The sequence below is a fragment of the Siphonobacter sp. BAB-5405 genome (genome assembly GCF_002872335.1).
In the GTDB taxonomy this organism is placed as follows: domain Bacteria; phylum Bacteroidota; class Bacteroidia; order Cytophagales; family Spirosomataceae; genus Siphonobacter.
In genome coordinates this window covers 505,265-529,856 of sequence record NZ_NJAG01000007.1, presented here as the reverse complement: position 1 = coordinate 529,856, position 24,592 = coordinate 505,265, and the positions used below count along the sequence as shown (strand labels likewise).

Sequence of the window (24,592 nt, the reverse complement as noted above, 5' to 3'; positions counted from 1 at the left end):
TATGACTACTCAGGAATTTTTAACACGCAGAAGTAATTTACTTTCCATGCTGGAAGAGTATAAAAAAACGATCAATATCAACTATCAAGAACTTTCCGATCGTTTTATCCAGGCTAACAGCCCACTTCAAAAAGAAATGGTTTACGAACCCGTAAAAAAGCCTTTGGTTCGCAAACCCAAAAACTCAAATCGGTTTGTCGTCTACGAAGTTGAAGTTCAGATGTTCCGCGATGTGCCCTATATCAGGGTAGGGGGGTGGTTTCTGGATCTTCAGAATGTTCCTCTGATCTGGAAAACGTATACCGTATGGGGGCCGCAATTCTTGGAACCCACGGAGTTCACGCTTTCAGCCAATCAAACACACTTACCACCACCCCAAAAGCTTCGCCGCAAATGGAATCTCAGCAGACACCGAAATTTAAATATCGTTGGTATAAGTACCCCCACCGGAACCGTACCGAGCTTCACATGAAAGAATGGATCCGGGATAACTACCATTTGTTTAATGGCACCTTCGAAGATTTTCATGAAGCCGTTGTGAAGGAATGTAACTCGTACATGAAGCAAAACCCCACCCACGGCCGGGTAAAGGTTACAGAAATATATACCAGATCGATGCTCTTTTCAGGCAAAAAAATTGGGTGGGCTTTTTATGTGAAGGTCGCAAGTCGGAAAGCTCCAGCAATATCTGCCATATATCGGCTTCCGTTCGAAGATTACCGTACGTCCAATGAATCGGCGGATCCGGGAAGTAGGTTTGAATCCACAAACGACTCGCAATCGTAAAAGCCATGAATAGAAAAAGCCCTGATGCTCGCAACATCGGGGCTAAAATTCACCGGATCTTCCAAACCCAGCAAGGCATACGTAAAGTTAACAAACTTTTTCCACACTGCCCCATGCTACTCCCTGTACCTGTTAAAGCACACGTTAAAGAATTCTTTCAATCGTCGCAAGTGCTCGGAAAAGAGCCGATTGAAATCCGTCGGAATCATCGCCTAGGACAAATCATCTGTGCGGTGTTTTGTTCCTATCCGCTTATCGAGGATGACAGGGAGGAAGAAGATCTGGAGCCCATCTATTTACTGGATCCGGATTACCTAAACCTAGTACTCAAATTCAAAATTAATCCCGCCCTGATTACAGACGATCGCCTGATGGTACTGGGTCAGATGCTGGAGGTAGTATACGAGTTTTACGCCATCGCTTTTGTAAACGGCCGGATGTCTATTTTCCCCAGCCTGAACGGAGCGGCCGAATGGTTTACCAAGACTCACAATCTGAAGTTAAACAGTTATTCATCGGACGCGGTACGGAAATTAGTCGATCGCACGAAAACGAAACGTTTACCGATTCACGATAAACTTTCAGTAGTCGACAAAAATAACGTGTCCAATTATCGCGAAAAGGTGTCCAATTTCGCGTAAAACCTGTCCAGATTTCAACATAATTGTCCAACCAATTTGAAGGCTTCCGAATGTCCGTATGAAGGGCATTCGGAAGCCTTTTTTTTCTGGGTTCCGGCCAATTTCGGCCCGTTTTTGAGTCCTACTTTCTTTATATAGGAAGGTTCACCTTTAGGCTATGTTTATCAAGACACTGCCAGTATACACGGGCCTGACTACGGCCGAAGGTGAAGCCAATGCCGCCGGTATCAATCGCCTCAGATTGATACCGGCGGAGCTCTTAACGGTTGCCCTTCCAGATCCGAATTCGGAATTCGACCTTCCGGATCTCTACATCGATTCCCGATCGATCTTCCTGAACGACGCTACGGATTTTGTCGATATCGACGTGATCCCGGAATATGCTTCCTATTCGGAAGATCTGGTGGAAGATGCCAATGGCGAAGTATACCAGTGTTCCATTCAGCTGGCCATCCCCAAAGATCGCCCAGACGTAACGGCGTGGATCCATCGCAACCGGCAAAAACGGTGGGTGGCCCTGATCCGCGATCGGAACGGATTCATTCGCCTGGTGGGTACGGATCAGCAACCCCTTCAACTGAGCGTGAAGGGCGGCCTGGGAGCGAAGAACGGCCGCAATGGCCGGACGCTGGCTTTATCTACAAATGCCATCATGCCATCCCTGTACGTGGATTCCATCGAGTCAGTGGATCTATTCGCCACTACCGAGTTCGATTTCAGCTTTTCACACGAATTCAATACCTAATTTTTTAGCCATGATTAACCCCCAGGAAATCCTTCAAAAAATTGAAGGTGAAGTACTTTCATCGCCGCCGGCACCGCCCCGATCCAACACGGCGGAAAGCATCCGTGGCATTCTTTCCGCCCTGGTTCAGTGGGTGACGGAAAACGATTTTACCCCAGAACATGAGTGGGATGGAACCAGGATTCGATTTTTACGGGCCGATGGCGTGGCCGGTCCCTGGATTGAATTGAAAGGAACGAAAGGAGATATACCCGAACACGTTTGGGTGGGATCTTCTGTTTCTTTTCAAAACCCAGATGGCACGTTTGATCTTCCTATAAATCTGAAGGGAGATAAGGGGGATAAAGGGGTAAAGTTTCGGGGAGCCTGGCAACCCAACACGTTCTACGCCGCCGATGATGTGGTGACTTTTTCCGGTAGTACGTACCGCCGCCTGGCTGATGGAATTTCAGGATCTTCGCTTACCCTGGCTAACTATGAAGTACTCGCTCAGGGCGGTTCAGTAGCTGGGGAACGCACCATTACCCCGGAAAAAACTACGTTCGTCGGGGTAGGTAGGAATATCTTTAATAAGATTGATCCGAACAATCAGCCCGATAAGTATGTACTCTGGAATACTGGAAAACTGGCCAATAATTCCACGTACATCGCCTCGCATTTTATGCCGGTACCAGCGGGCGGGAATATCGCCGTACCTTCTATCACGCAGACAGCATTCTATTCGGGACCGAACGAAGATTCCTATATCTCAGGGGTCAACTCAGGCGGTAGTAGCAAAACGTTTCCCATCCCAGCCGGTGCTGCATATATGCGGATGTCGATTCTGAAATCTCAGGTAGATACTTGGATGGTAGTCGTAGGTACTGTACTTCCTGAGCAGTATCAGGGATTCTACATACTTAACGGGGTCGATTTTTCGGACCTGTTTCTGATCACTCGCATGATCGCCGAAAATGCGATTATTTCCAGTAAGTTGGCCGATTTCGCTGTAGTTGCTGAAAAGTTAGGTATTGGTTCAGTAGTAGCTGATCGAATTGCGAAAGCGGCGGTACTTCCTGAAATGGCTAGTTTTCTGAAAACGGGCAAGCAAAAGTTCAATATCAATCATCCCGACAACAAGCCCGATACCTACGTAGGCCCGGACACGAAAGGAGCAACGAACCCTAATACCAGTTACAATTCAACGCATTTTATCCCGGTTTCTGCTATTACTCACTATCCGAGTTTTAAACACCAGATTGCTTACTACGATCTGAACCGGAATTATATTTCAGGGGAAACCAATACACGGACGGATCAGGCGATTACGCCGCCTGCGGGTGCGGAGTGGGCAAGGTTCAGCGTTTCGAAAGCCGCCTGGGCAACCTTTATGGTTTCGGAAGGAAACGCTTCGGCTCCCTGGGAAAGCTTTTACTATGAATTTAATGGCATCCGGGTCAGTGTATCCGATGCTGCGATCATCACCGCGAAACTCGCTGATCTGGCGGTATCGACGGCAAAGATTGCTCTGAAGGCCATCACGACGGATCGAATTGCAGATAACGCGGTAACGCCCTTTCAGACGAATTTCATCCTGGAAAGTGTAGGGAAGCAGAAGTTCAACAAGGCCACGGTTGAAGCTGGGATGTACCAGAACGAAACCGGGTTCAGGGGCGGGAATGCTGGCTATGCTCTATCTGCGTTTATCAAGGTTGAAGTCGGTAAAACCTACACCGGCAAGGGGTCAAATAATGGCTTCCGGTATGTGACCTATTTTAACGCGTCACAACAGTGGGTAGGGGGGGTGAAAGACGCGGGGCAACAGTTTACGCCGCCCGCTGGAGTAGCTTTCGTGAAAATTACAATCTATACCGTGGATTTAGACAGCTTCATGCTGGTCTTAGGAAACGCGGCGGCTCCCTGGGAGGTGTACACGACTGTGTATGATCTGGTGATGGCAGATAAGCCATTGCGGGCAACCGCTCTAAGTGAATCCCTGTACGCGGATATTGCCAAGTACATCAAGGAAAATCAGGTACTCGATAGCCCCGTGCAGGGGGGTGATTTTTCCATTGCACCGAAATATTATTGGCCGGTCGGTAAGGAATTCAACCTGTACACTGAAAACACCCTTTTGAACTACGACCTCTGGAAGGGTCACGTAGATCTATCAGTTTCGGGTATATCGGGAGCCGTTCAAACGGGTCGTTCACTGAAGTGTAAACCCACCGCTGACGGAACGTACAATATTTCCGGCTCGTTTTTAAATGCAAAATTTGACGTAGCTTTTAATATCGTTTCCCAAATCCGAGCTGTAGAACTAATAAATACGAACCCGGTGGTGGTCCAGATCGTGGGCGATAGCTACACCCGCCGTGGTACGTTTATCGAGCAACTGATGGCGATGATTCCGCAAGGCGTCACCTTCGTAGGGATCAGGGATTCAGCTAACTCGAACCCTTCCGTACGTTGCGAGGGTCGGGGCGGCTGGACACTGGTGCAGTACGTGACGCTTTCGAAGGTTTGGTATAGTCCCTTCGTTCATCCCCTGGAAGGTTCCTATCTCTACATGGGTAATACAGAGTTCTGGATTAAAGCCAACCAGGGATTACCCGATTCGGTAGGACAAGGCTATGATTACAATTGGTTTAACGTCAAAGGACAATTCAATACGTCAACTGGCTATCCGTTAGCTCCCAGGGCGAACGATGTAATGTACGACAATGCTCAGGCTAAGTTTTTCTACTGGGATGGCTCTGCCTGGCTGGAAATCGCGGAATCGACCCTGAATTTTGGGGTAAGCTATGCGAAATACCGGCAGGCTTGGAATATTCCGGCCGTTCACATCATTCACCTTTTACTAGGCACTAACGACTTTGCAGGGGCAACCATGAGCACGTTTGCGGGATTGTATGCGAGCTTTAAAACCCGCTATGATTCGCTGATTGCTTCGATTAAGGCCGCCCTGCCCGGCGTGAAAATCGTGATAGGTATCCCGGTTTCTTCGGGCCGCCAGGGCTGTGATGGTGTCGGAACGACGGAGCGTAGAAAGCGGGTGTTCAAAAGCCTACATAATGCACTCATTGCCGATTATGCGAACCGCGAGGGGGAAAACCTGTACATCGCGGATTATCATTCTACAGTGGACCGGGTTTACGGCTACGGAAAAAGCTACAGTAAGCCATTCGAAGAATATACCGGCACGGAAACCCTTACCCTTACCGCCCAGCAAACGGAAGCCTATACCAGCGACACGGTACATATCAATAAAGATGGTTTTGCTCAAATGGGTTTGCAGTTCATGGGAATTGTTCAGGCTCTCAGACCTTAGAATTCAATAGTAAAAAAGCCCAGCTGAATCACCAGCTGGGCTTTTTTTGTGTCCTATGCCCGCCAGAGCCAGCTGGGTAATGTTGTACCATCTTTTGATTTTCAGACCGATGGTAGAAACCCTTTTAAATTCCAAGTGGGCACTTGAGCCCAGCTTTCACGATCGTATGGCGTTGATCGTTATGCAACGCCTGGCGGCCGGCAAAACGGCGGTAATGATCGAGGAAGACCGACCGGATCCGTACTTCGTTAGCATCATTTCGGCGGCTTCCGCTGGCCGTAGCTCCAGCCGTAACCAGGAAGATGAAGGCCGCGTGGTAGTCCTTCCCATCATGGGCACCATGAGCCGATACGGGGATTTTTGTTCGTACGGTACCGAAGACTACGCTTCCTGGATCATTGAAGCGAACAACGATCCCACCATTTCAGCCATCGTTTTGGAAATCAATTCACCTGGCGGCCAGGTCGATGGTACCGAAGCCCTGGGCGAAGTGATCCGTACCAGCAAAAAGCCCGTGGTGGCCTGGGTTGCCGGTATGGCAGCCAGTGCCGCCTACTGGGTCGCCAGCCAGGCCAGCCACATTATGATGGAATCCAAGACTTCCAGCGAAGTGGGATCCATTGGTGTACTGGCCATGCACGTAGACGCCAGCGAAGCCTACCAAAAAGAGGGCTACAAAGTCACCATCGTAAGGGCTACCGGATCCGAGGACAAAGCCCTTTTCAACTCCATTGAACCCCTTTCTGACGCGGTCTTGAACGAAACCAAAGCCGTGCTTTCCGTGATCCGGAAGGAATTCGAAGCCACCGTGAAAGCCGGTCGCCCTGAGATCGATGAAAACGTTTTCACGGGCAAAATGTACATGGGCCGCGATGCTATCAAACTGGGGATGGCTGATAGTATCGGCTTCCTGGGGGATGCAATCGCAAAGGCCGCCAAACTGGCCAAACAGGCCGCTTAATCTGCGTACCAATTAATCTTTTATATCCATGAAAAAGTCACTCAAAAGCTTCGCCCGCAAACAGGCTGAAGAAGAAAAGAAGGAAACTACGGCCCCCGAAGTAAAAGGCAAGAAGGCCAAAAAGGAGGAAGAAGAAACCCCGGAAGAAGATTCCGAAGAAGAAGAAATCACCATCGAGGAAGAAGAATCTTCTGAGGAAGAAACTACCGACGAATCGGCGGAAGTACCGGAAGAATTAGCCGATGAAGTGGACGAAGTAGAAACCGGAAACCAGGCTTCAAATACGCTTCAGCCTGGCCACATTTCCATCAATGCTTCCGAACTCCAGAAGCTTCAAAAGGACGCCAGCCTGTGGCGTAAAAACAAGACTCAGTTCGCCACGCTTTCGGCTTGGTATGAGAACACCGTAAAGGCGGGCATCGAAGCCAAAGAGGACGAAACGACCCGTTCACAAGAGGATTCTGTAAAAGCCACGGTACTATCCAAACCCTGGAATCAGAAGGCCCAGGGCAAGAAATAAGCGTCCTAACGCTTCCGGCGAATGTTTTAAACATTCGCCTTTCCAATTCTAACAAACGCATTCGCAACCACTAATTTTTTTTCTAATGGCTTCTTTTAAACTAGGAGATTTGGCCGCATCGCTGGAAATGTACGCCCGCGATAACGAAGAGCATATCTTCGAAGAAACCTTCATTCCCGGCCTGGAAGGTATCCCCGGATCGCCCATCGTTCCCATCGCGGACTATATGCGAATGATGCCCGCAATGGATGAAGTTGTTCTGTCTTCCTTGCAGATCGGCAGTGTCGTACAACCAGGTGCGAAAAACACCTTTAATCCTACTACGGACGCGGTAAACATCAAACCCCGGATTGGTAAGATTCGCCCTATCAAAGTCGATTTGCTTTTCGATCACCAAACGATCATCGCCCTTTACAAAAGCTATCTGGGCGAATGCCGGGCTAAGAAAATTGACCCTGAAGTAGTGCCCTTAGAAGAGTACATCAAACGCGATATTGTCCGCCAGGCGAAGGAAGATATTCGGGTACAATCGCTTTGGAACGGGGTATACAATAAGGCCAATACAACGCCTTTGGACGTAATGGATGGTTTGAAAACACAGCTTTTACTGTGCATTTCTGAAGGTGAAACCCCAGCGGGTAACATTGCCGATACGGCACCCATCACCCGTACGAATGCCGTGGCTGAAACCCAAAAGGTTCTGGATATCATCCCAGATAAGGAGATGTATTCCAATCAGCTGATTTGCGTGTGTGCACGCGAATACAAGACGGCCTACGAACTGGATTTCCAAGCCAAACACGGTAGTCTTCCTTACAATACCAGCCAGGAAAAAGGCCACATCGTAGGGACGAACATTCAGTTTGTGGTTGAGCCTGGTTTGTCTGGTTTTAATCGCCCGATTATCACCAAGCGAAACAACTTCGTGTATCTCTACGACGAAGAAGGAAGCTGAACAACCTGGAGGTTGACTACGAAAAACGTACCCGTTCCATCGCCTGGATCATGGATGGCCAGGTAGGTGCCGGTATTGCCCGCCCGGATCAGATTTGGACGAGTGATTCCATCTAATTCCCCCTTGTACCTGGTGCCGGATTCGTTCGGTACCAGGTCTTCATTCTGTTTTTTTCTAACGCTTCACTTTTCAAGTTTTCACGTACACAAATGAAAAATTTCAGTTTCAAAGAATTCGCTTTTGCGGCCTTTGTTTTTGCCCTGGTGATGGTGTTACCCCAGCACCTTTTCGCCGCCCTTCCGGCTTTTATGGGCGATGCCGGATCCTTTCTTTCGCCTGATCATGTGATCATCGGAATGTCTGTAGTTAGCCTTGTTAACATCGACGGATCCAGCGAAGGCACGCCAAACCCCGGCGGTACCAGAAACCTGTACATCGTCGCCCGCAAGGATATCAAGGGCGTATGGCCCAAAGAAGGCGATATCGTAAACGGGGAAATCATCAATCCGCCTGTAATGGAAGACGGAAAGAAATTCGCCGAATATGAATTCCCGGATGGTACGTTCCAGATCGCGGATGATGGCGGCGGGGATGCCGGTTATCAGTCATATAAACACACGGTGGATTTTGCCATCGCGGGCTTTAATAAAAAGCTGGTGGCCGAAATGCGTAAACACCTGAATACGTCTTCGGTAATCGTCGCAGAACTCAACGATGGCCAGCTGGCCCTGGCTGGATCTTCTGATAATGGTCTGTACATTAAATCCGGCTTTAAATCGGGTTCGAAGGGTAACGATAAGCGTGGCTTTACGGCAAAAGGCGAACAGGATGGATTCATGTGGGGCATTGTTCCCCTGGCTCCAGCAGTAGCCGCCGCCCTGCCATTGCTTTCCAATGCAGTGCCCACGGCTGAAGAAGGTGCCTAGCGTATGCTGATCAAGTACAAACTGATCCACGTTCCGGAAGGGGGCGTGGATCACTTAATAAATGGGCAAAGGGTCACACTTTCCAATAAGATGACCGATGAACAGGCCGAAATTCTGATCGCGGCCGGCCCAGGTAAGAAGTATTTTAAAAAGGTCAGAGCCACCCCAGTGAACCAATCCAATGGCCAAAAAGAAAGCAAATCCGGCACCAAGTCCGGAAGTAACCGAAAACCAAGTGGCAACGCCGCAAGTAACAGCTGAACCGATCCAAAGCGATGAAAACCTTTTTACTGATCGGCCAATCGGCGGCGACGCTTCTGGGGCCGCTATCGATAGCGAATCTACTGGATCAACTGGATCAGCCCGTACTGATTCAGAATCTGGAAGAAATACCCCTGACACCGGAGGAACTGGCGTTTCTGAAGGCTCAGGAGATCCAGGAAGCCCTGATCCAGCAGGATATGGGGAAGATCATGCTGGATCTACAGAATTACCTGGTAACGGAACCCCAGCCGATGGAGCTGAAGATGGATCTGAAACCGCCCCTAGCGATGTGCCCGAAGATGATTCGGATTCCGAAGGTTCGCACGAACTGGAAAGCGATGAATCGGGGCTGGCAGAAGAATCATCGAAAGAAACCGGAAACCAACCCATAGTACATTCCCTGAGCCTAAAGGATCGGATCAAAGCGATTCTTACAGGCACTAAGTTCAATGTCTTGGAACAGGCTGCAGTCGAAGAAACTGAAGAAGAAAAACGTGGCCGACGGATCCGTGAAAAGGCGGCCGCTGAACTGGAGCGTCTGAAAGCAAAATCTCTTCTTCGTACCCTGGAGAATACCCAGCAACCGGATGAACGGGCTACCCTGGAAGATCGCTATTCCAAAGAATCGTAATTCAGAATAAAAAGGCCAGCGATACCCAGCTGGCCTTTTTTACTATCACGCCCATGCTTTCGATCACCTTACCCGCGTTAACGCCTCACTTGCTGTCGGCCGATATTGATCCCATCAAATTACAGGAAGCCCTTTCGGCTTACCTGGAAGAAATGGGTATTTACATCGGCTTAAACTATTCAGAATTCTATCAGCCGATCGAATACCTGGAAGCCTCCGATATGAAGCAAAAAGTAAGCGACTTTACCGACGCCTTCATTCAATTAACCCCCGTAGAACTCTTAGACGATGAATCATACCGAATGGAGGATCCAGAAGATCAAAGCGAAGGCGAATCTGGATCTAATTATTACCCGTTTTAAGCGAAACCTGGCCACTCAGGAAGAACTGGATCAAGCCCAGCAGATTTTCGACGCCCTGAAGGAATTTAAGGCCGAGCCGGATCCCGTTACGCCTACGCCCGTTCCATCGGCTCCAGTAACGCCTGAAACGCCGCCGGCCGCCGTGGTGCCGCTGATTGCATCGGTACCTGAAAACGTTCCGGTAATGAAAGTAAGTGAGTTTACCCAGCTGATGGAAAATCTTTCCATTGAAAGGGCGGAAGCTCACAAGCAAATGTGTTTACGTTCCAATCAGATGGCCAATTTCCCACCAACGCAGAATATTAAGAAGCAGGTGGACGAAATCCAGGCGTATAAACGTCAGCGAAACGAAATCGGGGAAAAGATCGCTTATCTGGAGAAAAACGGAAAGCTTCCGGATCCCGAACCGCAAGACCAGGGCGAAACACCCGCCCCCCAGACCTCAGAAGCGTTTTTGAAGAACTTGCCAGCTGATCGATACGAGATCAATAAGATCCTGAAGGATTCGCTTCTTCCCAACCTTTCAAAAGCTCGAAAGAAGCTGGCCACGGCCACGCAAGAAAATTGGAAAGCCCACTACGCTCAAAAGGTTGCCCTTTTGGAAGCTCAGGTGGCTGGTGCTCGCTCGAAAATGTCTTCTTTGAATTAACTTAGGGGCAAACGTAATCCATACCATCATGCGGTTTATTTTCTCCCTGTTTTTTGCCTGTTTGTTGCCTGTATTGGGATATTCTCAAAAGCAACAAACGGGCAATGATTCTATACAGTATCAAATTAATCAGCTTTCAAAAGAGTTTAAAGCACTCAAGCAGACTAATGATTCTTTAAATAAAGAATTGTATTACTTCAGAGCTAAGGAAGATTATTATGCATTGGCAGTAGATCGACAAGGCACTCATTTTGAATTTCTAATAACTACGATAATTGCACTAGTAGGTTTTATATCATGGGGTTACTTCAGATCTAGATTCCAAAGTATTGAAAATCAGAACGAAGAACAGAAAAAAGAGGTCATCGAAATGATTGACTTAGCCAAAAAGGATATAAAAGAATTAAATAGCGAATTTTGTATTAATATGGGTTTAGTGTTTCAAAATACCCCACTGAACAGTAAATTTAATGTATATGGTGAAGTGGAGTTTAACCTTCACGCTGTGAAGTTTTACAGTATCGCAATTCCACTTACAGAAGATGAGCCTTCACTAAAGGTTGTTAAACTTAATCTTATTAAAGCTTTGCAAAACTCTATAGTATGCTGTAAAAAGCTGTCTCGAGAGCCTAAAAATTCATTGCCTAAATTTGGGACGAATGCATCGACTGTAATGCTAGAGCAAATTAAGTATACCAAAGACACCTATATACCTAGAATATTTAAATTCGAAGATGAGAAAATGACTAGCCGTGCACTTGAGTTAGCCGTGATTTTGAAAGATCTTGATAAGATTTTAAAAGAAAATACCTCTGAGTTTTACGCATTGGTTGGTAAGCCGGTGGGTGGGAAAAGTGAGAATTCAAAGGATAATACTTCAGATTCTTCCTCCAAAGAGTAAATATTTACGTCCTGTTACTGCCCGAAGGGTTTCAGTATTCTCGCCCCCAGAATACTGAAACCCTTTTGATTTTATGGCAAAAACTACAGCCCTTCAGCGGATGCAAAAAGCCCTGAAGGTAGACGAAAATAAGCTGGATAAGTACCTGGCTTATTATTACGAAAATGCCGCCCTGGATCGGGAAAGTATGGAAATGCTGGAGAAATACCGGAAAGCCTGGTCTCTGATGAGCCTGGGAAGACCGGATAATATGGTCATTTCCACGCTGATGAAAGATTACGGCATTTTAGAACGCCAGGCCCGTTACATCGTTTCGGAATCCCTGTACATCTATGGCCGCGTGAAAACGGCCGATAAGCAGGGAAAGAAAATCGCTTCAGCGGAATACTTTCGGCTTCTTTCCAACCTGGCCCGCCAACAGGGCGATATCGACGCGGCCACCAAAGCCTGGGAAAAAGCCGATCGTTTGGATGGCCTTCACGACGAAGAGAAGGTGGGATGGGATTCTGACGCCTTTACGCGGCCGGTGAAGATCGTGTACCAGCAGAATATCAATATTCTCAAGGAAAGTAACCGGATGGCGGAAGATGAGTAAGCAGGTACGACACATCTACGCCAACGCCAAACAGATCAAATTCTTACGATCGCGGGCGAAACGAAAGACCTTCCAGGGCGGGCGGGGTAGTGGGAAAACCACTACCCTGGGCAATGTCATTGGTCAAATGTTTGAAAACCTTCCCAGGGCGAAGGTTGTGCTCGTAGGGCTTACGTACGTTCAGCTGGATCTGATCGTACTTCCGGAAGCAAAGAACGCCCTGGCCCGAATGGGGTACGTCGAGTATTCGAAGGCCACGCCCTGGGGCGTTTACGTGATTGGCCAGCAACCGCCCGACGGATGGCTGAAGCCCTATTCAAGCCCAGGGAAAAGAGGGTGGCAATACTGCATTTGTTTCATTAACGGTTTCACCCTTCAGCTGGTAAGCCAGGATCGGCCGGATAGTCAGCGGGGTATTAACTCCGATGGCGTGCTGGCGGATGAATCGGCCACCCTGAAACAGGAGTTTATGAACACGGTAATTCTACCGGCAAAAAGGGCTAACCGTTACGCAAATTTTTCCCAGCATCCCCTGCATTTGTGCTATTACGATTTTTCTTCAGCGGCCTGGACAAGTGAGGGTATGTGGATCTACGAAACGGAAAGTAAGTGGCAGGAAGAAGTATCTACCCGCTCCAACTGGACGAATGATCAGCTGAAGGAAACACCCCCCGAATTCCTATTCCTGGAAAGTACCTGGGAAGATAATAAGGACGTACTACCAGAAGGGTATTACAAGAACCTGGAAAGCCTGCTGGATCCGATTACCCTGGATGTGGAAGTATGGAATAAGCGTACCAGCCAGCGGCCAGATGGCTTTTACTTTGGCTTCTCTACCCTGAAACATTGCTTTGATCTTTCCTATCGATATGAATTTGACGATAAGACAAAACTTCACCTGCATAAGTCAAATGATTATCGGGAAGATATACTACTGGAAACATCACTGGATTTTAACGCGGCTATCTGCTGGCAGATCGTAGCCCAGGAAGTAGGGGCGGAACTACGCATCATTGAAAGCCAGTTCAAGAAGCCCACGCCTGGCATCGATAAGAACCTGGTGGTACAGTTGGCTGATCACTTTGTGAACCGCTTCCAGCATCACCCAAAGAAAGAGGTGGCTGTATGGGGGGATCCAGGTGGGAAGTCTACATCGGCCACCACCAGCGTAGAGAACCGGCCCTTCTTTGAGCAGTACTGCCAGGTACTGGAGAAGGCAGGGTGGAAGGTACGAAGGGAGTACACCCGCTTCACCTATCCCAGTCATAAGGATAAGTACATCCTGATGAATCACTTACTCTCTGAACAGTCCGATCGTACGACAAGGCTTCGGTTCAATAAGAACACGAACAAACCTTTGATCATTGCCATGCAACAGGCACCCGTCGAAGGCGACTTCAAGAAGAACAAGAAGAGCGAACGCGTGACGATCGGAAGGGAGTACGCCACCGATGGCACCGATGCCCTTGACTACCTGGTGTGGGGCAAGTATAAGAAGCAGCTACCCGACAGCCGGCAGGGCCAACGCAACCACATCTACATTCATAGATCCAGATAAAGAGGGGCATCCGCTGCAAATCAAGACAGATTCTTTCAGATCCTGGCGGGCCATACCCCCCCAGGATCCTTTTTTATATTCCATTTTGAAGATGGCAATTGCCGCCCCCGGTAAAGGGCGGGCGAGTCAATCGTGTTTGAAATCCATCGAAATTTACTTTTCAGGGTATTAAGAGATTGGTTGACAGATTGTTAACTCAAATCTTCACTGCAAAACCCTGTTTTTACCCCTGGCAATTCGTAGAAAAACCCGTCCTATACCCCCTGAAAACGGTCGATTATCCTTGTAATGTCATTTACAAACAAGGGAATGGACTTAACCAACGCCAGAGAAATCACCCTCAAAACCGTACTACACCAAATCCAACAGGCTGGGACTGTCTTTTCCCTGGCGTTTCGAAAGTTGGATGGATCCTACTGCTACAAAGAGCAGGTGAAAAAGAATCCCACAAAGGTGAAAGATCCGGAAAGTCTGGAGAAGAAGGATCTAAGTTCCATCCAGCGAAACATGACGAAAGCCGGCGTGCTCATTCTTTACGACGAGCTAGAGAAACACCCCTTTGAAGTCAAAGTGGAATTGATGGTGGGCTTTAACGGATATAAAATCTTTCACAATTATTGATCATGGCGAAGAAGCATTTTAGAAAGCTGGCCAGCAACGTGTACGCCTTACGGGTGAAGGGGGCTTCGGCCGCGATGGTAACCTTCGGCGAAAAGGATTCCGCGTATTCAGGCAAAACTTCGACCGGCAATGAGGATGATACCTACGTTCCCTGGGGAAAGAAAAATGATCAGCTGGCCCGAATGCACAAGCTGGCCACGGCAAGCCCGAACACCTGGCCACTGATCAGAGCCCGCCGGAATTTTCTAGTGGGATGGGGTGTCTACACCCACCAGGGGAAGATCGACCGGACGGGAAAAACTCTTTACAAAGAAGTATATTCTAAAGAATTCGATACCTGGCGGGATCAGGTGAATTTTGATATTGAATTTATTACGCTTGCCCTGGAATATTCCTTCAGCGGTAACGGCTTTGTAAAACTTACCCTGGATACGAATAAAAAGCTGGCGGCTATTGAAGTGATATCAGCCTTTAAAGTGCGGATCCGGAAGCTGAAGAAGAAGGAATCGAAACCTTCGATGTTTCTGATCAATCCAAACTTTGGAACGTCTGACTTCAAGGATGCCGATACGCAGAAGATCCCAGCGTATGATCCAGCGAACCCTACCAAATTCCCCGTTTCCATTCTTCATATCAAAGAGCGGATCCCAGGTCAGGATTTCTATTCGTTTGCCGATTGGTGGAGTACGGAAGCCTGGATGACGGTGGCCAATATGATCCCTGAATTCCATAAGAATGGGTTACTGAATGGCTACAATATCAAGTACCATATTTCCATCCCGGATGATTATTTTGAAAAGGATAATGCTACCCAGGAAGAAAAGGACGCACTGAAAGAAGAAGTTCTTCAGCAAATGGGGGATACGTTCGCCGGTATCGATAACGCTGAAAAAGTTCTATTCACGTTCCACAAAAATGAAACGATAGGGGGGAAGGAGTATCCAGGCGTTCGGGTAACGCCGATTAAAAATCCGATGTCGGATGATGCGTATACGGGTCTATTCAATACGGCTAATGAAGTACAATCTTCCGGCCATAGCTTCATCCCGGTACTCAGTGGCGTGGCCACGGGTAGCAAATTAGGCGGATCCGGGAAAGAACTGGAAGCGGCGGCCAATTACCAGCAAGGGTTTTTAACGCCCGCCGATCGTCTGATTTTACTTCAGTTGCTTTATGTGGCTAAACAGATCAACGGGTGGAATACGAAAACTCGATTTGATATCCGGAACATTTCCCTGTATACCTACGACGTGACACCAGGGGGAACTACGCAAAATAAAAAGGCTTCACCACCAACTGAAGAAAAAGAAGATGCTGATCAATGATATCGCTTCCGTAAAAAAACACCTGGGCGGCGTTCAGAAAACGATGAACTGGGCAACCTGGGAACCCTTTGTGGCTGGGGCGGAACATTCGTACATCATTCCCGCCATCGGCTGGGAGCTTTACGATCAGTTAACCACGGTAACGGCTCCCAGCCCTAAACAGAAGCAACTGATCGAAATGCTTCAGCGGGCACTGGCCTTTTTTGCTTACGTAGACGGATTCCCCCAGCTGGTACTTTCCATTGGTGATATCGGGATCTCAGTGGCTACACCCTCCCAAACTCAGGCGATGGGTAAATGGATGTATGTGGCGGCCACCAAGGACGCGGCCGCGAAAGCCGATCGGTATCTGGAAGGGGCTTTACAATACCTGGAAAAGTTCGAATCCGAATTCCCAACCTGGCAAACTTCAGAAGCGTATACCCAAAACCGTGGGCGGATGATTGCTTCAGCTACCGAAGCCACGGTTTACTTTCCCGCCCTTCAGGGAAGCCGGCGGCTTTATCTGAACATTCGGGGATACTATCACCAGGCGGAAGAAGAATTCATTCAGCCAGTGATCGGCGAAGCCTTGTACGAAGCCCTGATGGGAAAGCTGAAAACGCCAGGCTCCAGTTTGACCACGGAAGAGCGGAAGGTACTTAGCCTTTGCAGAAAAATGGTAGTACAGTTTGGCTTTGCTCAGGCGGTTCCCTACCTGAATCTGAACGTTGATTTCCGCCTGGTATCAGAAACCGACGGGATCCTGAACGAAGACGCCCTGGGTACCACGCGGCTGAATGCGATCATGGTTCAATCGATGAACGTGGCCAACGACAAAGCGGCCGAATTGAAGCGGTATATGAATGAAGTGGCATCGGCTACGATCCTTCCGGAATACTTCAGTTCCGGACTGTATACCGATCCCAACGAACGGAAAAACCGACGCCCGAAAAACGATCCCAGAAACCCCCATTTCGCACTTTACTAATGCAAAAGCACTTAATCCGGTTTTTTACCACGATCCTGGTAATAACTCTTTTTTTAGCCCTGATTACGGGCGTTCTGGTCACGCTGAAGCTTTTCGGAATCACGGCCATTGCAGAATTACCCTGGGCTACGGTTACGGCCGCTCTGTGGTGGCCAGCCGTGGGCGTGGGAGCCATCGCCCTTTTGCTGATCGTGGGTCTATTCCTGTACCTGCTTTACGCGACCGGCAAAGCCCTTTTCTTTTCATAAACCCCTTTAAATGTTTTCAAAGCCATGTCAGCATTACCTTTTGATCAACAAGGATCCCCCGTCATTCCTTTAAACAAAATTTCAGATCTGGCCGCTCAGGAAGCCGAAGCCCAGGCAATGGCCGCCCAGGCAAACGCCCGCCTGGAGCAAATAGCCCAGCAACGGGAACGCGACCGTATGGAGCAGGAAAACCAGCTACTCAAAGAGTATGATGGCCGTTTGAAGGATGCTAAATTTTTCCGGGAAGAAGCCCGCCAGACCACGGATCCGGACGAAAAACGCCGCCTTTTGTTACTCGCTGGCCAGGATGAAGATAAGGCCCGCGAAATTGCCGCCCAGCTGGGCATGAACCCGGCCGAAGTCGCCCCAGCCGAAAAAACGCCCTGGTGGCAATTTACCCACGGAAAAATGGCCATTTATCAGATTATTGGTATTGTGCTGGCTTTATTCCTGTGTTACAATTCTTTCACCGGCTATCAGGCGAAGATCACGGAAATGAATAAATCGCTTCCGTTTGATAAACAGCTTCAGCCCTACGATGAAACGTCGATCCAGAAGTTCTTCTTTGAAAAGCTGGTTCAGTTTTCAGATCTTCCTACGGCCCTGATTATGGTGCTTTTAGTGGTTCCCTTTGTCGGATTTTACGTCCTACCGATTTTCGGATACGGGCGGAATATTTGGCAAGAATTTAAAGAGGAAATCACCGCATGGGAACGAATCAAATTTACCGGCTCTATTATCTTGGGCTTCTTTCTTTACTTGGCTTTATCGCACCTGGTCAAGCCCTAGCACAAACGAAAGCCCCCACCAAAAATAAAGTCTGGGTGGGGGCTTCCATTAACTTCAAAACGGAAGACGCCCTTCGCCAGGCGGTTTTCGATACGGCGAAAAGCCAGCTACACGTTCGGGAACGGACAAACCGGAATGATCATCGGGATATTACTAAGTATAACCAGGCGATCCTACTTCCAAAAAATGCTTTCTACTGTGCATCGGGCCTTTACTGGTGCCACCTGGCCAATGGCGTAAGGCTTCCCATCGCGGCCCCTGGGGCGGTCTTCAGCTGGTTTAGTGATCAATCCAAAATCATCTACCGGAGATCCGCCAGGGGAAACCAGCGAACCGGCAGGAAACCCCAGCTGATGGATGGCGTAAGCCTTTTTCAAAGCCACGTCGAAGGCTACGCTTCCCGATCGTGGGATCCGGACGCCGAATACATCCAAACCATCGGATTTAATACCACGGGCGGAAAGGGAACCGTGGGCGGGGTGTACATGGTACGCCGGCGGCTTCGCGACGTAAAGCTGATGGTCAATCACATTACCCCATACTTTGAAACCTTAAAGGCTTTAAAAAATGCCAAATAGTGAAGTGATCGAAGCCATGAACTGGAAGGACGGTATCGCCTTCATGATTCTGGGAGCCTTTATCTGGCATTGCATCTTTTCCGGCATGATCGCCCTTAACGGTTGGAGGCCAACCAAACGATATGCTGGATCTTCCACACCTGAATGGCCCAAACATGACCGGGTACATCTGAAAGATCCAGTGAAATATGGTAGGGTAGGGCCATACCCACCACCCCAGCCACCTACAGAACCCCCCAGGCGTGCCTGATCAAGACAGTACCCCAGTACCTTTTCAAACCCTTTCAATTCCACTTTTATGAATCCAAGTTTGAGTATTGCCCAGCGGCTGACAGCCCCCACTTCCAAGTTTTTTAAACCCCTGATGTACGCTGGGGCCATCGTGGCCGCCCTGGTGGGTGGATTGTCGATTTTCCAGGAAAACCTGGCGGCCGCCGGCTACGGTGTACCGGCTTTGATAGCTCAGGCCAGTACGATCGTGGGCTGGATTGGTGCGGCAATTGCCGCCGTTTCCAGCTTCACGGTAGATTTTGACGCTCTGAAGGCAAAGCAGGAAAGGAAGTAATGAAGGGCCTCATTTCCCTCATTGCATTTGTTCAGAAGGATGGCCGCCGATTTCTTTTTGAAGTGGTCGGGGCCATCCTTCTGGCTTTTGTATCCTGGCTGATTACATCCTGGTTAGAGGGCCTGGAATTGAAGGGATGCCAGGATGAACGTACCGAACTTTTACGGATGGCTCAAAAGGCTACGGCTTACCAGGATTCGATCAACTACACCACACAACTGAAACTTAAGGATCAGCAGATCCTGAAAGCCCATGAAGAAAATTACAAGCTTCGCGAAAAGATCGCTTTGGATTCTATTAGCCATTTTACCGATATGGAATCTATGCGGGCAATCAACGAGCGGTACCGCCGATAGTTCCGCCATTACTTCGGAGTATATCCGGAACGTAAAACGAATCCACCAGGATCTGGTGAAGGGTGATATGGCCCGGCGGGAAGTGGTAGATCTACGCGGCCGGCTTCAGGGCTGTGAGATCGAAAACAACAACCTGGAGAATTCCCTTCGTACTAGCCAGGGAAAGGAATTAGCCCTTACGAATTCGCTGATGGAAAGCCACCAGGAAACCGAGAAAGAACGTAAGGAAAAGCGGGCCGCCCGGTGGGAAGTCTGGCTGTGGCGATTAGGTACGGCGGGAATAGTGGTTTGGAAAATTTCAACTGCATTCCGATGAGAAACGTACAAATAGGAACCCAAACTTTTCAGGTGCCCGAATCCTGGGAAGAATGTACTTCAGAACAGCTTCTTCTGCTTTTACCGCTTCGATTGGTAGATATGGATAGCCTTCGGGTGGGGGAACGGGCTCGAATCAAATGGAAAACAATTCTTTCCATTCTCAATGCCCCTGCAAAACTTACGCTTTCCCTAGAAATCGAAGACCGACTTCGTTTAGCTAGGTTAACCAGCTGGATCTGGAAACAAAAAGAAATTAAGAAGAAACCCTTCACTTCATTTTTGTTTCAGGAAGTGAAGTACATTCTTCCGGATCCTGGCTACGCCAATACATCTGCCATTGAAATTGCGATGGCCAACATTCAGTATTTGGCCTTTGGAAGGAAAAAGAATCCGAACGTTAAAGCCATCTATCAGCTGGTGGCCACGCTTTGCCGCCCGGAACGCAAAGATCTTCAAGCTTTCAAAACTTCGACGGAATGGAATGGTGATATCCGTGAAGAATACAATACCGTAATCGCTCAGGAGCGGGCCAGCCAGTTCGAAAAAGGCAATTTGCCCGCTGGCGTCGTGATGGGTATGCTGTACTACTTTGAATGGATGAATAGCAATTTCCTGAAACAATACCGGGACGTTTATTCCGATGATGATAGCGAAGAAGAACCGCTGTATCAGAACGGTGAAGGCTTAATAACTACACTCATGGAAGTAGCCAAATCAGGCACCTTTGGCGACTTCGAGAAGGTATGTAAGCAAAACGGGCATACAATTTGGATTTTTCTTAAAGACAGTAGTATGAAAATAAAAAAATATAATATGTTTGCTAATAATTAATTGTCTTAATTCACACTTTAGATTTATGAAAGGTTTTAATTGGAATAATATTATTCCTTACTTCTTGGGTTGTTTAGTAGGTTTGATTAGTTTATATACATTATCTAGATCATATTCTGAAAAAAAAACTACTTTTTTAGTATGGTTAACTGAGCCATTTATTAAATTTTCAGAAAGTCCATATGGGGCTTTATTAGCAGCAATTTCTATTGCTATTCCAGTTGGTTATTTGTTGCTGAAATATTTAGATGGTAAGCACATAACAATGGATTTTTTAAGAGAAGCTAGTGAAGCTTCAATAGATGACGTTTTAAAACTTCTTACGCTTCTTAATGGTAATCAAGAAAAAATATTATCTAACATTGATCAAGCTAATCTTGATAGTTCGATAAATCAACCAATTATTGATGAAGAACAGCGGAAAGCTTTATCTCAAGAAATTATATACAAAATAAAAGGTGAAATTGACGATTCTTTTATTGAAAGTTTAAAAAAGCATATATCAGAAGATTTAATTAATGTAAAAACAAAGAGTTATAATAGAATTTACATTTCTTTAGATGAGATCAAATTAAGGATAAGGAATGAAATTTATAAACTAGATAGACGAGCTAATTCTAACTTGGCTATTGGAGTTATTATAACTATGATGGCATTAAGTTTACTTTGGTTTTACACTAATAATATTAATTTAAATAATCCAGATAAAATTAGTGTAGCATTTAGTTTTCTTCCACGATTGTCTTTGGTTGTTTTCGTTGAGATATTTGCTTATTTCTTTTTAAGGCTCTATAAAATTTCGCTTAATGATATTAAATACTATCAAAATGAATTGACGAGTGTTGAAATGAAGTTAACTGCCTTGGAATTAGCAATTGCTTATGGAGAAAAGAAAGATATATCAAATATATTGAATGATTTTTCAAAAGCAGAGAGAAATTTTATTTTGAAAAAAGGTGAAACTACCTTAGATATAGAAAAATCCAAAGTTGATAAGGAAAACAACAATGCTTTAATAAAAAGTATTACCGACTTAATACCTAAAAAGTCATAAAAGCTGTCCTACTAGAGAGAACTTTGTCGCCGGATATTTCATAGAAAAAATCTCATTCTATGATATCCGGCGATCTCGTTTCGTACATCAATTACTTTAAATTCTGGGCTGATGCCCATCCGGACGTAAATTTCTTCACGTTCGGATCTGTAGAAAAGGGGGCTACCTATGCTGTTTCCCAGCCTGGCTTCGCTTACCCCTTCGTATGGCTGGAACAGCCCATTATTCAATCCCTGGATAATGACGCCAGCCACTTCAATGAAATCTACCATACCGGCATTACAGTACTGATCCATGCGGATCTGGACGATTTTGACGCCCAGATTCAGGCGTATGCGAAAAGTCTTCAGATCCTGCATTCCCTTCAGGCAAAAATGAAGAAGGATCGCAAACGCGGGGAACTGAACTTCGACTGGAACCAGATAAAAAAAGAAGCCGTAAACCAGCTATGGATGGATTCGCACTACGGTTGGCGTATGGAAATCCCCTTGGAACTTAACATTAACCCCCTGTTAGTTGTATGAATAAGCTGGCCATCCTTTCGTACTTGCCGGCACGCCTGGCACTGAATCCCATCGTCGTGAATATCGAGGCCGCTGATCCAGTGGCTTACCCAGATCGATCTGGTCTTCGTTATTTCTGTACCGTGATGCTTCCCGGATCCTATTTATCCAATCAGTTTGAAGAACTGATCCGGCTGGAAGGGGCTGAAATCCCGCCATCCAAAACTGGATCCACCGTACTATTTCAGGGTGCGTTCTTCGAGATTCAGGAACAGCTGGAAGCCTTACTGGAGCGGCAAGCCCCCGAATTCGGGCAAAGAAAAATATCTGTTCTGAGTAACCTGGTAACGCCGTATTACTGCATTCTTTCGATCGAAAACAACGACGAAGAAATTTATTCCTTTACCCAGCCCGTTCAGTATGCCATCAAAGCGGGAATCAATGAACGCGACTATTCCGCGTATAAGGATCTTTTCTTCACCGAGTTTCTGGGAAAAAATCGGCGGTTTTTAACCTGGTCGCCGGTTGTCAAGACGATACACCCAGCCCAGCCTGAATTCCTGTACTTTCTTACCAATACATCGCCCGTTCCGCAAAATTTGCGTGTTTGCTACCAGGTGCGTTACAATGATCGATCCGAAGAAAGCGGATGTAATGAAGCCTTGATGAATGTGTACCCGTTCGCGGTTCATTGCGTGCCGGTGGGGCCGGTTGCCCTGGGGCTGGATCAGAAGGAAAAGATCGTGGTTTCGTACCGCGTATGGCTGACCAATGAAAAGGATGAACGGATCTCTGAATTCAGGGAATACCGACTGGAGCAGGAATACCGGCGGAACGTGCGTTTTGTGATCTTTGCCAATTCCCTGGGGGGCTATGATACGTTGTACCTGGTCGGAAAAGGGGATGAAAACCTGAAGGTAAGCCGCTTTCTTTCCGATCGTTTCAATGGCTGGGAATACCTGCCTAGTTACTCAGAAACCGTAATTAATACCGTAACGGGTGAACGAGAACTAACGGTGGCCACGGGTTGGCTAACGAAGGAACAGCTTCGGTATCTGGAAGATCTACTTCTGACGAAAGAAGCTTACCTGGTCACGGATCGGGCTTTCATTCCCCTGGTACCGGCCACGGATAGTTTGCGGGGAAAAGTAGACGATGAAGATCTGATCGGCCGTACCCTGACGTTCCGCTATGCCAATGACGAAACCAATTTTTCAGCCCTACCGAATCCTTCGAATTTACCCGTTCGGGCCACCGGCTGGCGGGTGAAAGCGATGGCGTGTCTTTTGGATGGAAATGGAAAGCGTACCGGAAAGAAAGCGGCCACGCTTTTGGAACAGTACTACATCGATGATAATTCTAAAGTACCCGGATCCTCCATCAAAGCCAACGTACCAGGTACGCCTGGCTACATTCCGCCCGTCGAATCGGCCGAATGCGAAACAACGCCGTTTTTGAACAATGCCATCACCCGGGCGGGTACCTATACCCGTAAGAACTGTACCGGTGGCATGGTAGGCGGCCCGGCAACTATCACAGTTTCCGCCGGATTGTTTGGCAGTGAACTAAGCCAGGAAGATGCCCAGTCCAAAGCGGAAGCCGAATACGCCCGCCTGAATACCCAGGAGTACGCCAACATCCGCGGTACCTGTATACTCCAGCCCGAATTATACGATTGGGAAGTTCCCGCTGGCCATTTCCATTACCGGGCTTCAGATCCCACGAAAGTGGCCCTATTCTATATCGGCGAAGGCCAGACGATGGGAAATAGCTGGGATATTCAAGGGGCGGGTGGATTCTATATTTTTCCCCAGAATACGAATGATCTGAATTTCCCGATCGCAGGGAATCAGTTTTGGTGGAGATTTCGAACCTATGGCACCCCAGGCAGTCGCCAGACGTACCGCGTGTACGTAAATGGTCAGCTGAAGTTTGAACGTACTAATTCCCAACTCAATCAGGATGGCTATACCCACAACGACTTCCCGGAAATCCTGGCGGCCGGCGGCTTCAAGTCTGGGGATAAACTTTTCATTCAGGTAATTGACTTATAAAATGGCTGATCCGCAAACGATTATTCAAGAGCTCCAGCCTTCACTGGAAGAAATCCTTCAGGATGCGATCCGGGACTTTAAAAGTGCGTTAGAGGCGAAAGGGTTAGTGCTTACGGGGAAGTTGAGAGATAGTTTTACGTATCATATCATCTCAGAAGCGAACCTAGAAGGAACGATCGATTTTGAAGACTACGGGCGTTTAAAAGATCTCAAATCCATCTATTACGAAAACGGCCCTCCGGCGGTGGAAGTAATGCAGGACTACGTGAATTTAATCGGGGTTGATAAGTTTGCTTACGTACCTGGCTATAAAAAAGGCAAGATGCCGACCGTTAATCGGGCCGTTTCCCGAATCGCCTGGGGTTTGGTCTTTAACCGAATCAAGGAGCCTTCAGTAAAACGGAAATTTAAAGGCACCTGGTATAATATGAGTAAAGTCAAAACGGTATCGAAGGCCACCAAGAAAATAGGCACCCGTTACGCTCAAATGGTTACGCAAATCGTAGCCGACGATCTGGAGAAAACCGAGTAAACAGCGTCCTATGATAGGCTTATGGCTTCCCTGAATTTGCAGGG

30 protein-coding genes are annotated in these 24,592 nt (G+C 47.6%); all 30 read left to right on the top strand.

Translation table 11 applies throughout. The features are described from left to right. Position 1 precedes the first annotated feature (1 nt). The 30 genes from BWI97_RS27640 (at position 2) to BWI97_RS08645 (ending at position 24,548) form a co-directional block, all read left to right on the top strand. A complete protein-coding gene (locus BWI97_RS27640) occupies positions 2 to 472 on the top strand; it encodes a hypothetical protein (protein ID WP_158242724.1) in 471 nt (156 codons plus the stop codon). Positions 473 to 791: 319 nt separating this feature from the next. Then, positions 792 to 1,427 carry a hypothetical protein gene (locus BWI97_RS08785; protein WP_102200742.1) on the top strand — a complete coding sequence of 212 codons (636 nt, stop codon included), beginning with the start codon at positions 792 to 794 and terminating at the stop codon, positions 1,425 to 1,427. 157 nt (positions 1,428 to 1,584) lie between these two features. Then, the gene (locus tag BWI97_RS08780; protein WP_102200741.1) at positions 1,585 to 2,172 is read left to right on the top strand and encodes a hypothetical protein; all 588 of its coding nucleotides are present in this window, start codon (positions 1,585 to 1,587) and stop codon (positions 2,170 to 2,172) included. A gap of 10 nt (positions 2,173 to 2,182) precedes the next feature. After that, a complete protein-coding gene (locus tag BWI97_RS08775; RefSeq protein WP_102200740.1) occupies positions 2,183 to 5,482 on the top strand; it encodes an SGNH/GDSL hydrolase family protein in 3,300 nt (1,099 codons plus the stop codon). Positions 5,483 to 5,648: 166 nt separating this feature from the next. Next, positions 5,649 to 6,443, top strand: coding sequence for a S49 family peptidase (locus tag BWI97_RS08770; RefSeq protein WP_158242723.1), 795 nt, complete (start codon positions 5,649 to 5,651; stop codon positions 6,441 to 6,443). A 28-nt stretch (positions 6,444 to 6,471) separates the two neighbouring features. Beyond that, positions 6,472 to 6,963, top strand: a complete 492-nt coding sequence (locus tag BWI97_RS08765) for a hypothetical protein (protein ID WP_102200738.1) — start codon at positions 6,472 to 6,474, stop codon at positions 6,961 to 6,963. Between the two features lie 85 nt (positions 6,964 to 7,048). Next, the gene (locus BWI97_RS08760; RefSeq protein ID WP_102200737.1) at positions 7,049 to 7,918 is read left to right on the top strand and encodes a hypothetical protein; all 870 of its coding nucleotides are present in this window, start codon (positions 7,049 to 7,051) and stop codon (positions 7,916 to 7,918) included. A 209-nt stretch (positions 7,919 to 8,127) separates the two neighbouring features. Continuing rightward, the gene (locus tag BWI97_RS08755) at positions 8,128 to 8,844 is read left to right on the top strand and encodes a hypothetical protein (RefSeq protein ID WP_102200736.1); all 717 of its coding nucleotides are present in this window, start codon (positions 8,128 to 8,130) and stop codon (positions 8,842 to 8,844) included. A gap of 3 nt (positions 8,845 to 8,847) precedes the next feature. Continuing rightward, on the top strand, positions 8,848 to 9,105 hold the full coding sequence (locus BWI97_RS08750; protein ID WP_102200735.1) for a hypothetical protein: 258 nt from the start codon (positions 8,848 to 8,850) through the stop codon (positions 9,103 to 9,105). 14 nt (positions 9,106 to 9,119) lie between these two features. Continuing rightward, on the top strand, positions 9,120 to 9,500 hold the full coding sequence (locus tag BWI97_RS08745) for a hypothetical protein (protein ID WP_102200734.1): 381 nt from the start codon (positions 9,120 to 9,122) through the stop codon (positions 9,498 to 9,500). Between the two features lie 62 nt (positions 9,501 to 9,562). After that, on the top strand, positions 9,563 to 9,739 hold the full coding sequence (locus BWI97_RS27635; RefSeq protein ID WP_158242721.1) for a hypothetical protein: 177 nt from the start codon (positions 9,563 to 9,565) through the stop codon (positions 9,737 to 9,739). Positions 9,740 to 9,792: 53 nt separating this feature from the next. After that, positions 9,793 to 10,101, top strand: coding sequence for a hypothetical protein (locus BWI97_RS08740; protein WP_102200733.1), 309 nt, complete (start codon positions 9,793 to 9,795; stop codon positions 10,099 to 10,101). Then, complete coding sequence (locus BWI97_RS08735) at positions 10,028 to 10,750, top strand: hypothetical protein (protein ID WP_102200732.1); 723 nt, start codon at positions 10,028 to 10,030, stop codon at positions 10,748 to 10,750. The genes BWI97_RS08740 and BWI97_RS08735 overlap by 74 nt, the downstream gene beginning before the upstream one ends. A 28-nt stretch (positions 10,751 to 10,778) precedes the next feature. Beyond that, on the top strand, positions 10,779 to 11,651 hold the full coding sequence (locus tag BWI97_RS08730) for a hypothetical protein (RefSeq protein WP_102200731.1): 873 nt from the start codon (positions 10,779 to 10,781) through the stop codon (positions 11,649 to 11,651). 73 nt (positions 11,652 to 11,724) lie between these two features. Then, on the top strand, positions 11,725 to 12,246 hold the full coding sequence (locus tag BWI97_RS08725; protein WP_102200730.1) for a hypothetical protein: 522 nt from the start codon (positions 11,725 to 11,727) through the stop codon (positions 12,244 to 12,246). Next, positions 12,239 to 13,804: a hypothetical protein gene (locus BWI97_RS08720; RefSeq protein WP_102200729.1), complete on the top strand. Its 1,566-nt coding sequence runs from the start codon at positions 12,239 to 12,241 to the stop codon at positions 13,802 to 13,804. Before BWI97_RS08725 ends, BWI97_RS08720 begins: the two co-directional genes overlap by 8 nt. 288 nt (positions 13,805 to 14,092) lie before the next feature. Continuing rightward, positions 14,093 to 14,425, top strand: a complete 333-nt coding sequence (locus BWI97_RS08715; RefSeq protein ID WP_102200728.1) for a hypothetical protein — start codon at positions 14,093 to 14,095, stop codon at positions 14,423 to 14,425. A gap of 2 nt (positions 14,426 to 14,427) precedes the next feature. Further along, the gene (locus BWI97_RS08710; protein ID WP_102200727.1) at positions 14,428 to 15,750 is read left to right on the top strand and encodes a hypothetical protein; all 1,323 of its coding nucleotides are present in this window, start codon (positions 14,428 to 14,430) and stop codon (positions 15,748 to 15,750) included. After that, positions 15,737 to 16,720: a DUF6712 family protein gene (locus tag BWI97_RS08705; RefSeq protein ID WP_102200726.1), complete on the top strand. Its 984-nt coding sequence runs from the start codon at positions 15,737 to 15,739 to the stop codon at positions 16,718 to 16,720. Before BWI97_RS08710 ends, BWI97_RS08705 begins: the two co-directional genes overlap by 14 nt. Then, on the top strand, positions 16,720 to 16,968 hold the full coding sequence (locus BWI97_RS08700; protein ID WP_102200725.1) for a hypothetical protein: 249 nt from the start codon (positions 16,720 to 16,722) through the stop codon (positions 16,966 to 16,968). Before BWI97_RS08705 ends, BWI97_RS08700 begins: the two co-directional genes overlap by 1 nt. Positions 16,969 to 16,992: 24 nt before the next feature. Further along, positions 16,993 to 17,757, top strand: coding sequence for a hypothetical protein (locus BWI97_RS08695; RefSeq protein ID WP_102200724.1), 765 nt, complete (start codon positions 16,993 to 16,995; stop codon positions 17,755 to 17,757). Between the two features lie 35 nt (positions 17,758 to 17,792). Further along, entirely contained in the window at positions 17,793 to 18,335 is a 543-nt protein-coding gene (locus tag BWI97_RS08690) for a hypothetical protein (protein ID WP_102200723.1), read from the top strand. 298 nt (positions 18,336 to 18,633) lie between these two features. After that, complete coding sequence (locus tag BWI97_RS08680) at positions 18,634 to 18,900, top strand: hypothetical protein (protein ID WP_102200721.1); 267 nt, start codon at positions 18,634 to 18,636, stop codon at positions 18,898 to 18,900. Continuing rightward, positions 18,900 to 19,256: a hypothetical protein gene (locus BWI97_RS08675; RefSeq protein WP_102200720.1), complete on the top strand. Its 357-nt coding sequence runs from the start codon at positions 18,900 to 18,902 to the stop codon at positions 19,254 to 19,256. The genes BWI97_RS08680 and BWI97_RS08675 overlap by 1 nt, the downstream gene beginning before the upstream one ends. After that, positions 19,153 to 19,572 carry a hypothetical protein gene (locus BWI97_RS27630; RefSeq protein WP_158242720.1) on the top strand — a complete coding sequence of 140 codons (420 nt, stop codon included), beginning with the start codon at positions 19,153 to 19,155 and terminating at the stop codon, positions 19,570 to 19,572. Before BWI97_RS08675 ends, BWI97_RS27630 begins: the two co-directional genes overlap by 104 nt. Then, positions 19,569 to 20,405 (top strand): hypothetical protein, encoded by an 837-nt coding sequence (locus BWI97_RS08665; RefSeq protein WP_102200718.1) that lies wholly within the window; start codon positions 19,569 to 19,571, stop codon positions 20,403 to 20,405. Before BWI97_RS27630 ends, BWI97_RS08665 begins: the two co-directional genes overlap by 4 nt. A gap of 25 nt (positions 20,406 to 20,430) precedes the next feature. Next, entirely contained in the window at positions 20,431 to 21,459 is a 1,029-nt protein-coding gene (locus BWI97_RS08660; RefSeq protein ID WP_102200717.1) for a hypothetical protein, read from the top strand. Positions 21,460 to 21,518: 59 nt separating this feature from the next. Further along, a complete protein-coding gene (locus tag BWI97_RS08655) occupies positions 21,519 to 21,983 on the top strand; it encodes a hypothetical protein (RefSeq protein WP_102200716.1) in 465 nt (154 codons plus the stop codon). Further along, entirely contained in the window at positions 21,980 to 24,016 is a 2,037-nt protein-coding gene (locus tag BWI97_RS08650) for a DUF5977 domain-containing protein (RefSeq protein ID WP_102200715.1), read from the top strand. The genes BWI97_RS08655 and BWI97_RS08650 overlap by 4 nt, the downstream gene beginning before the upstream one ends. A 1-nt stretch (position 24,017) precedes the next feature. After that, positions 24,018 to 24,548 carry a hypothetical protein gene (locus BWI97_RS08645; RefSeq protein WP_102200714.1) on the top strand — a complete coding sequence of 177 codons (531 nt, stop codon included), beginning with the start codon at positions 24,018 to 24,020 and terminating at the stop codon, positions 24,546 to 24,548. Positions 24,549 to 24,592 lie beyond the last annotated feature (44 nt).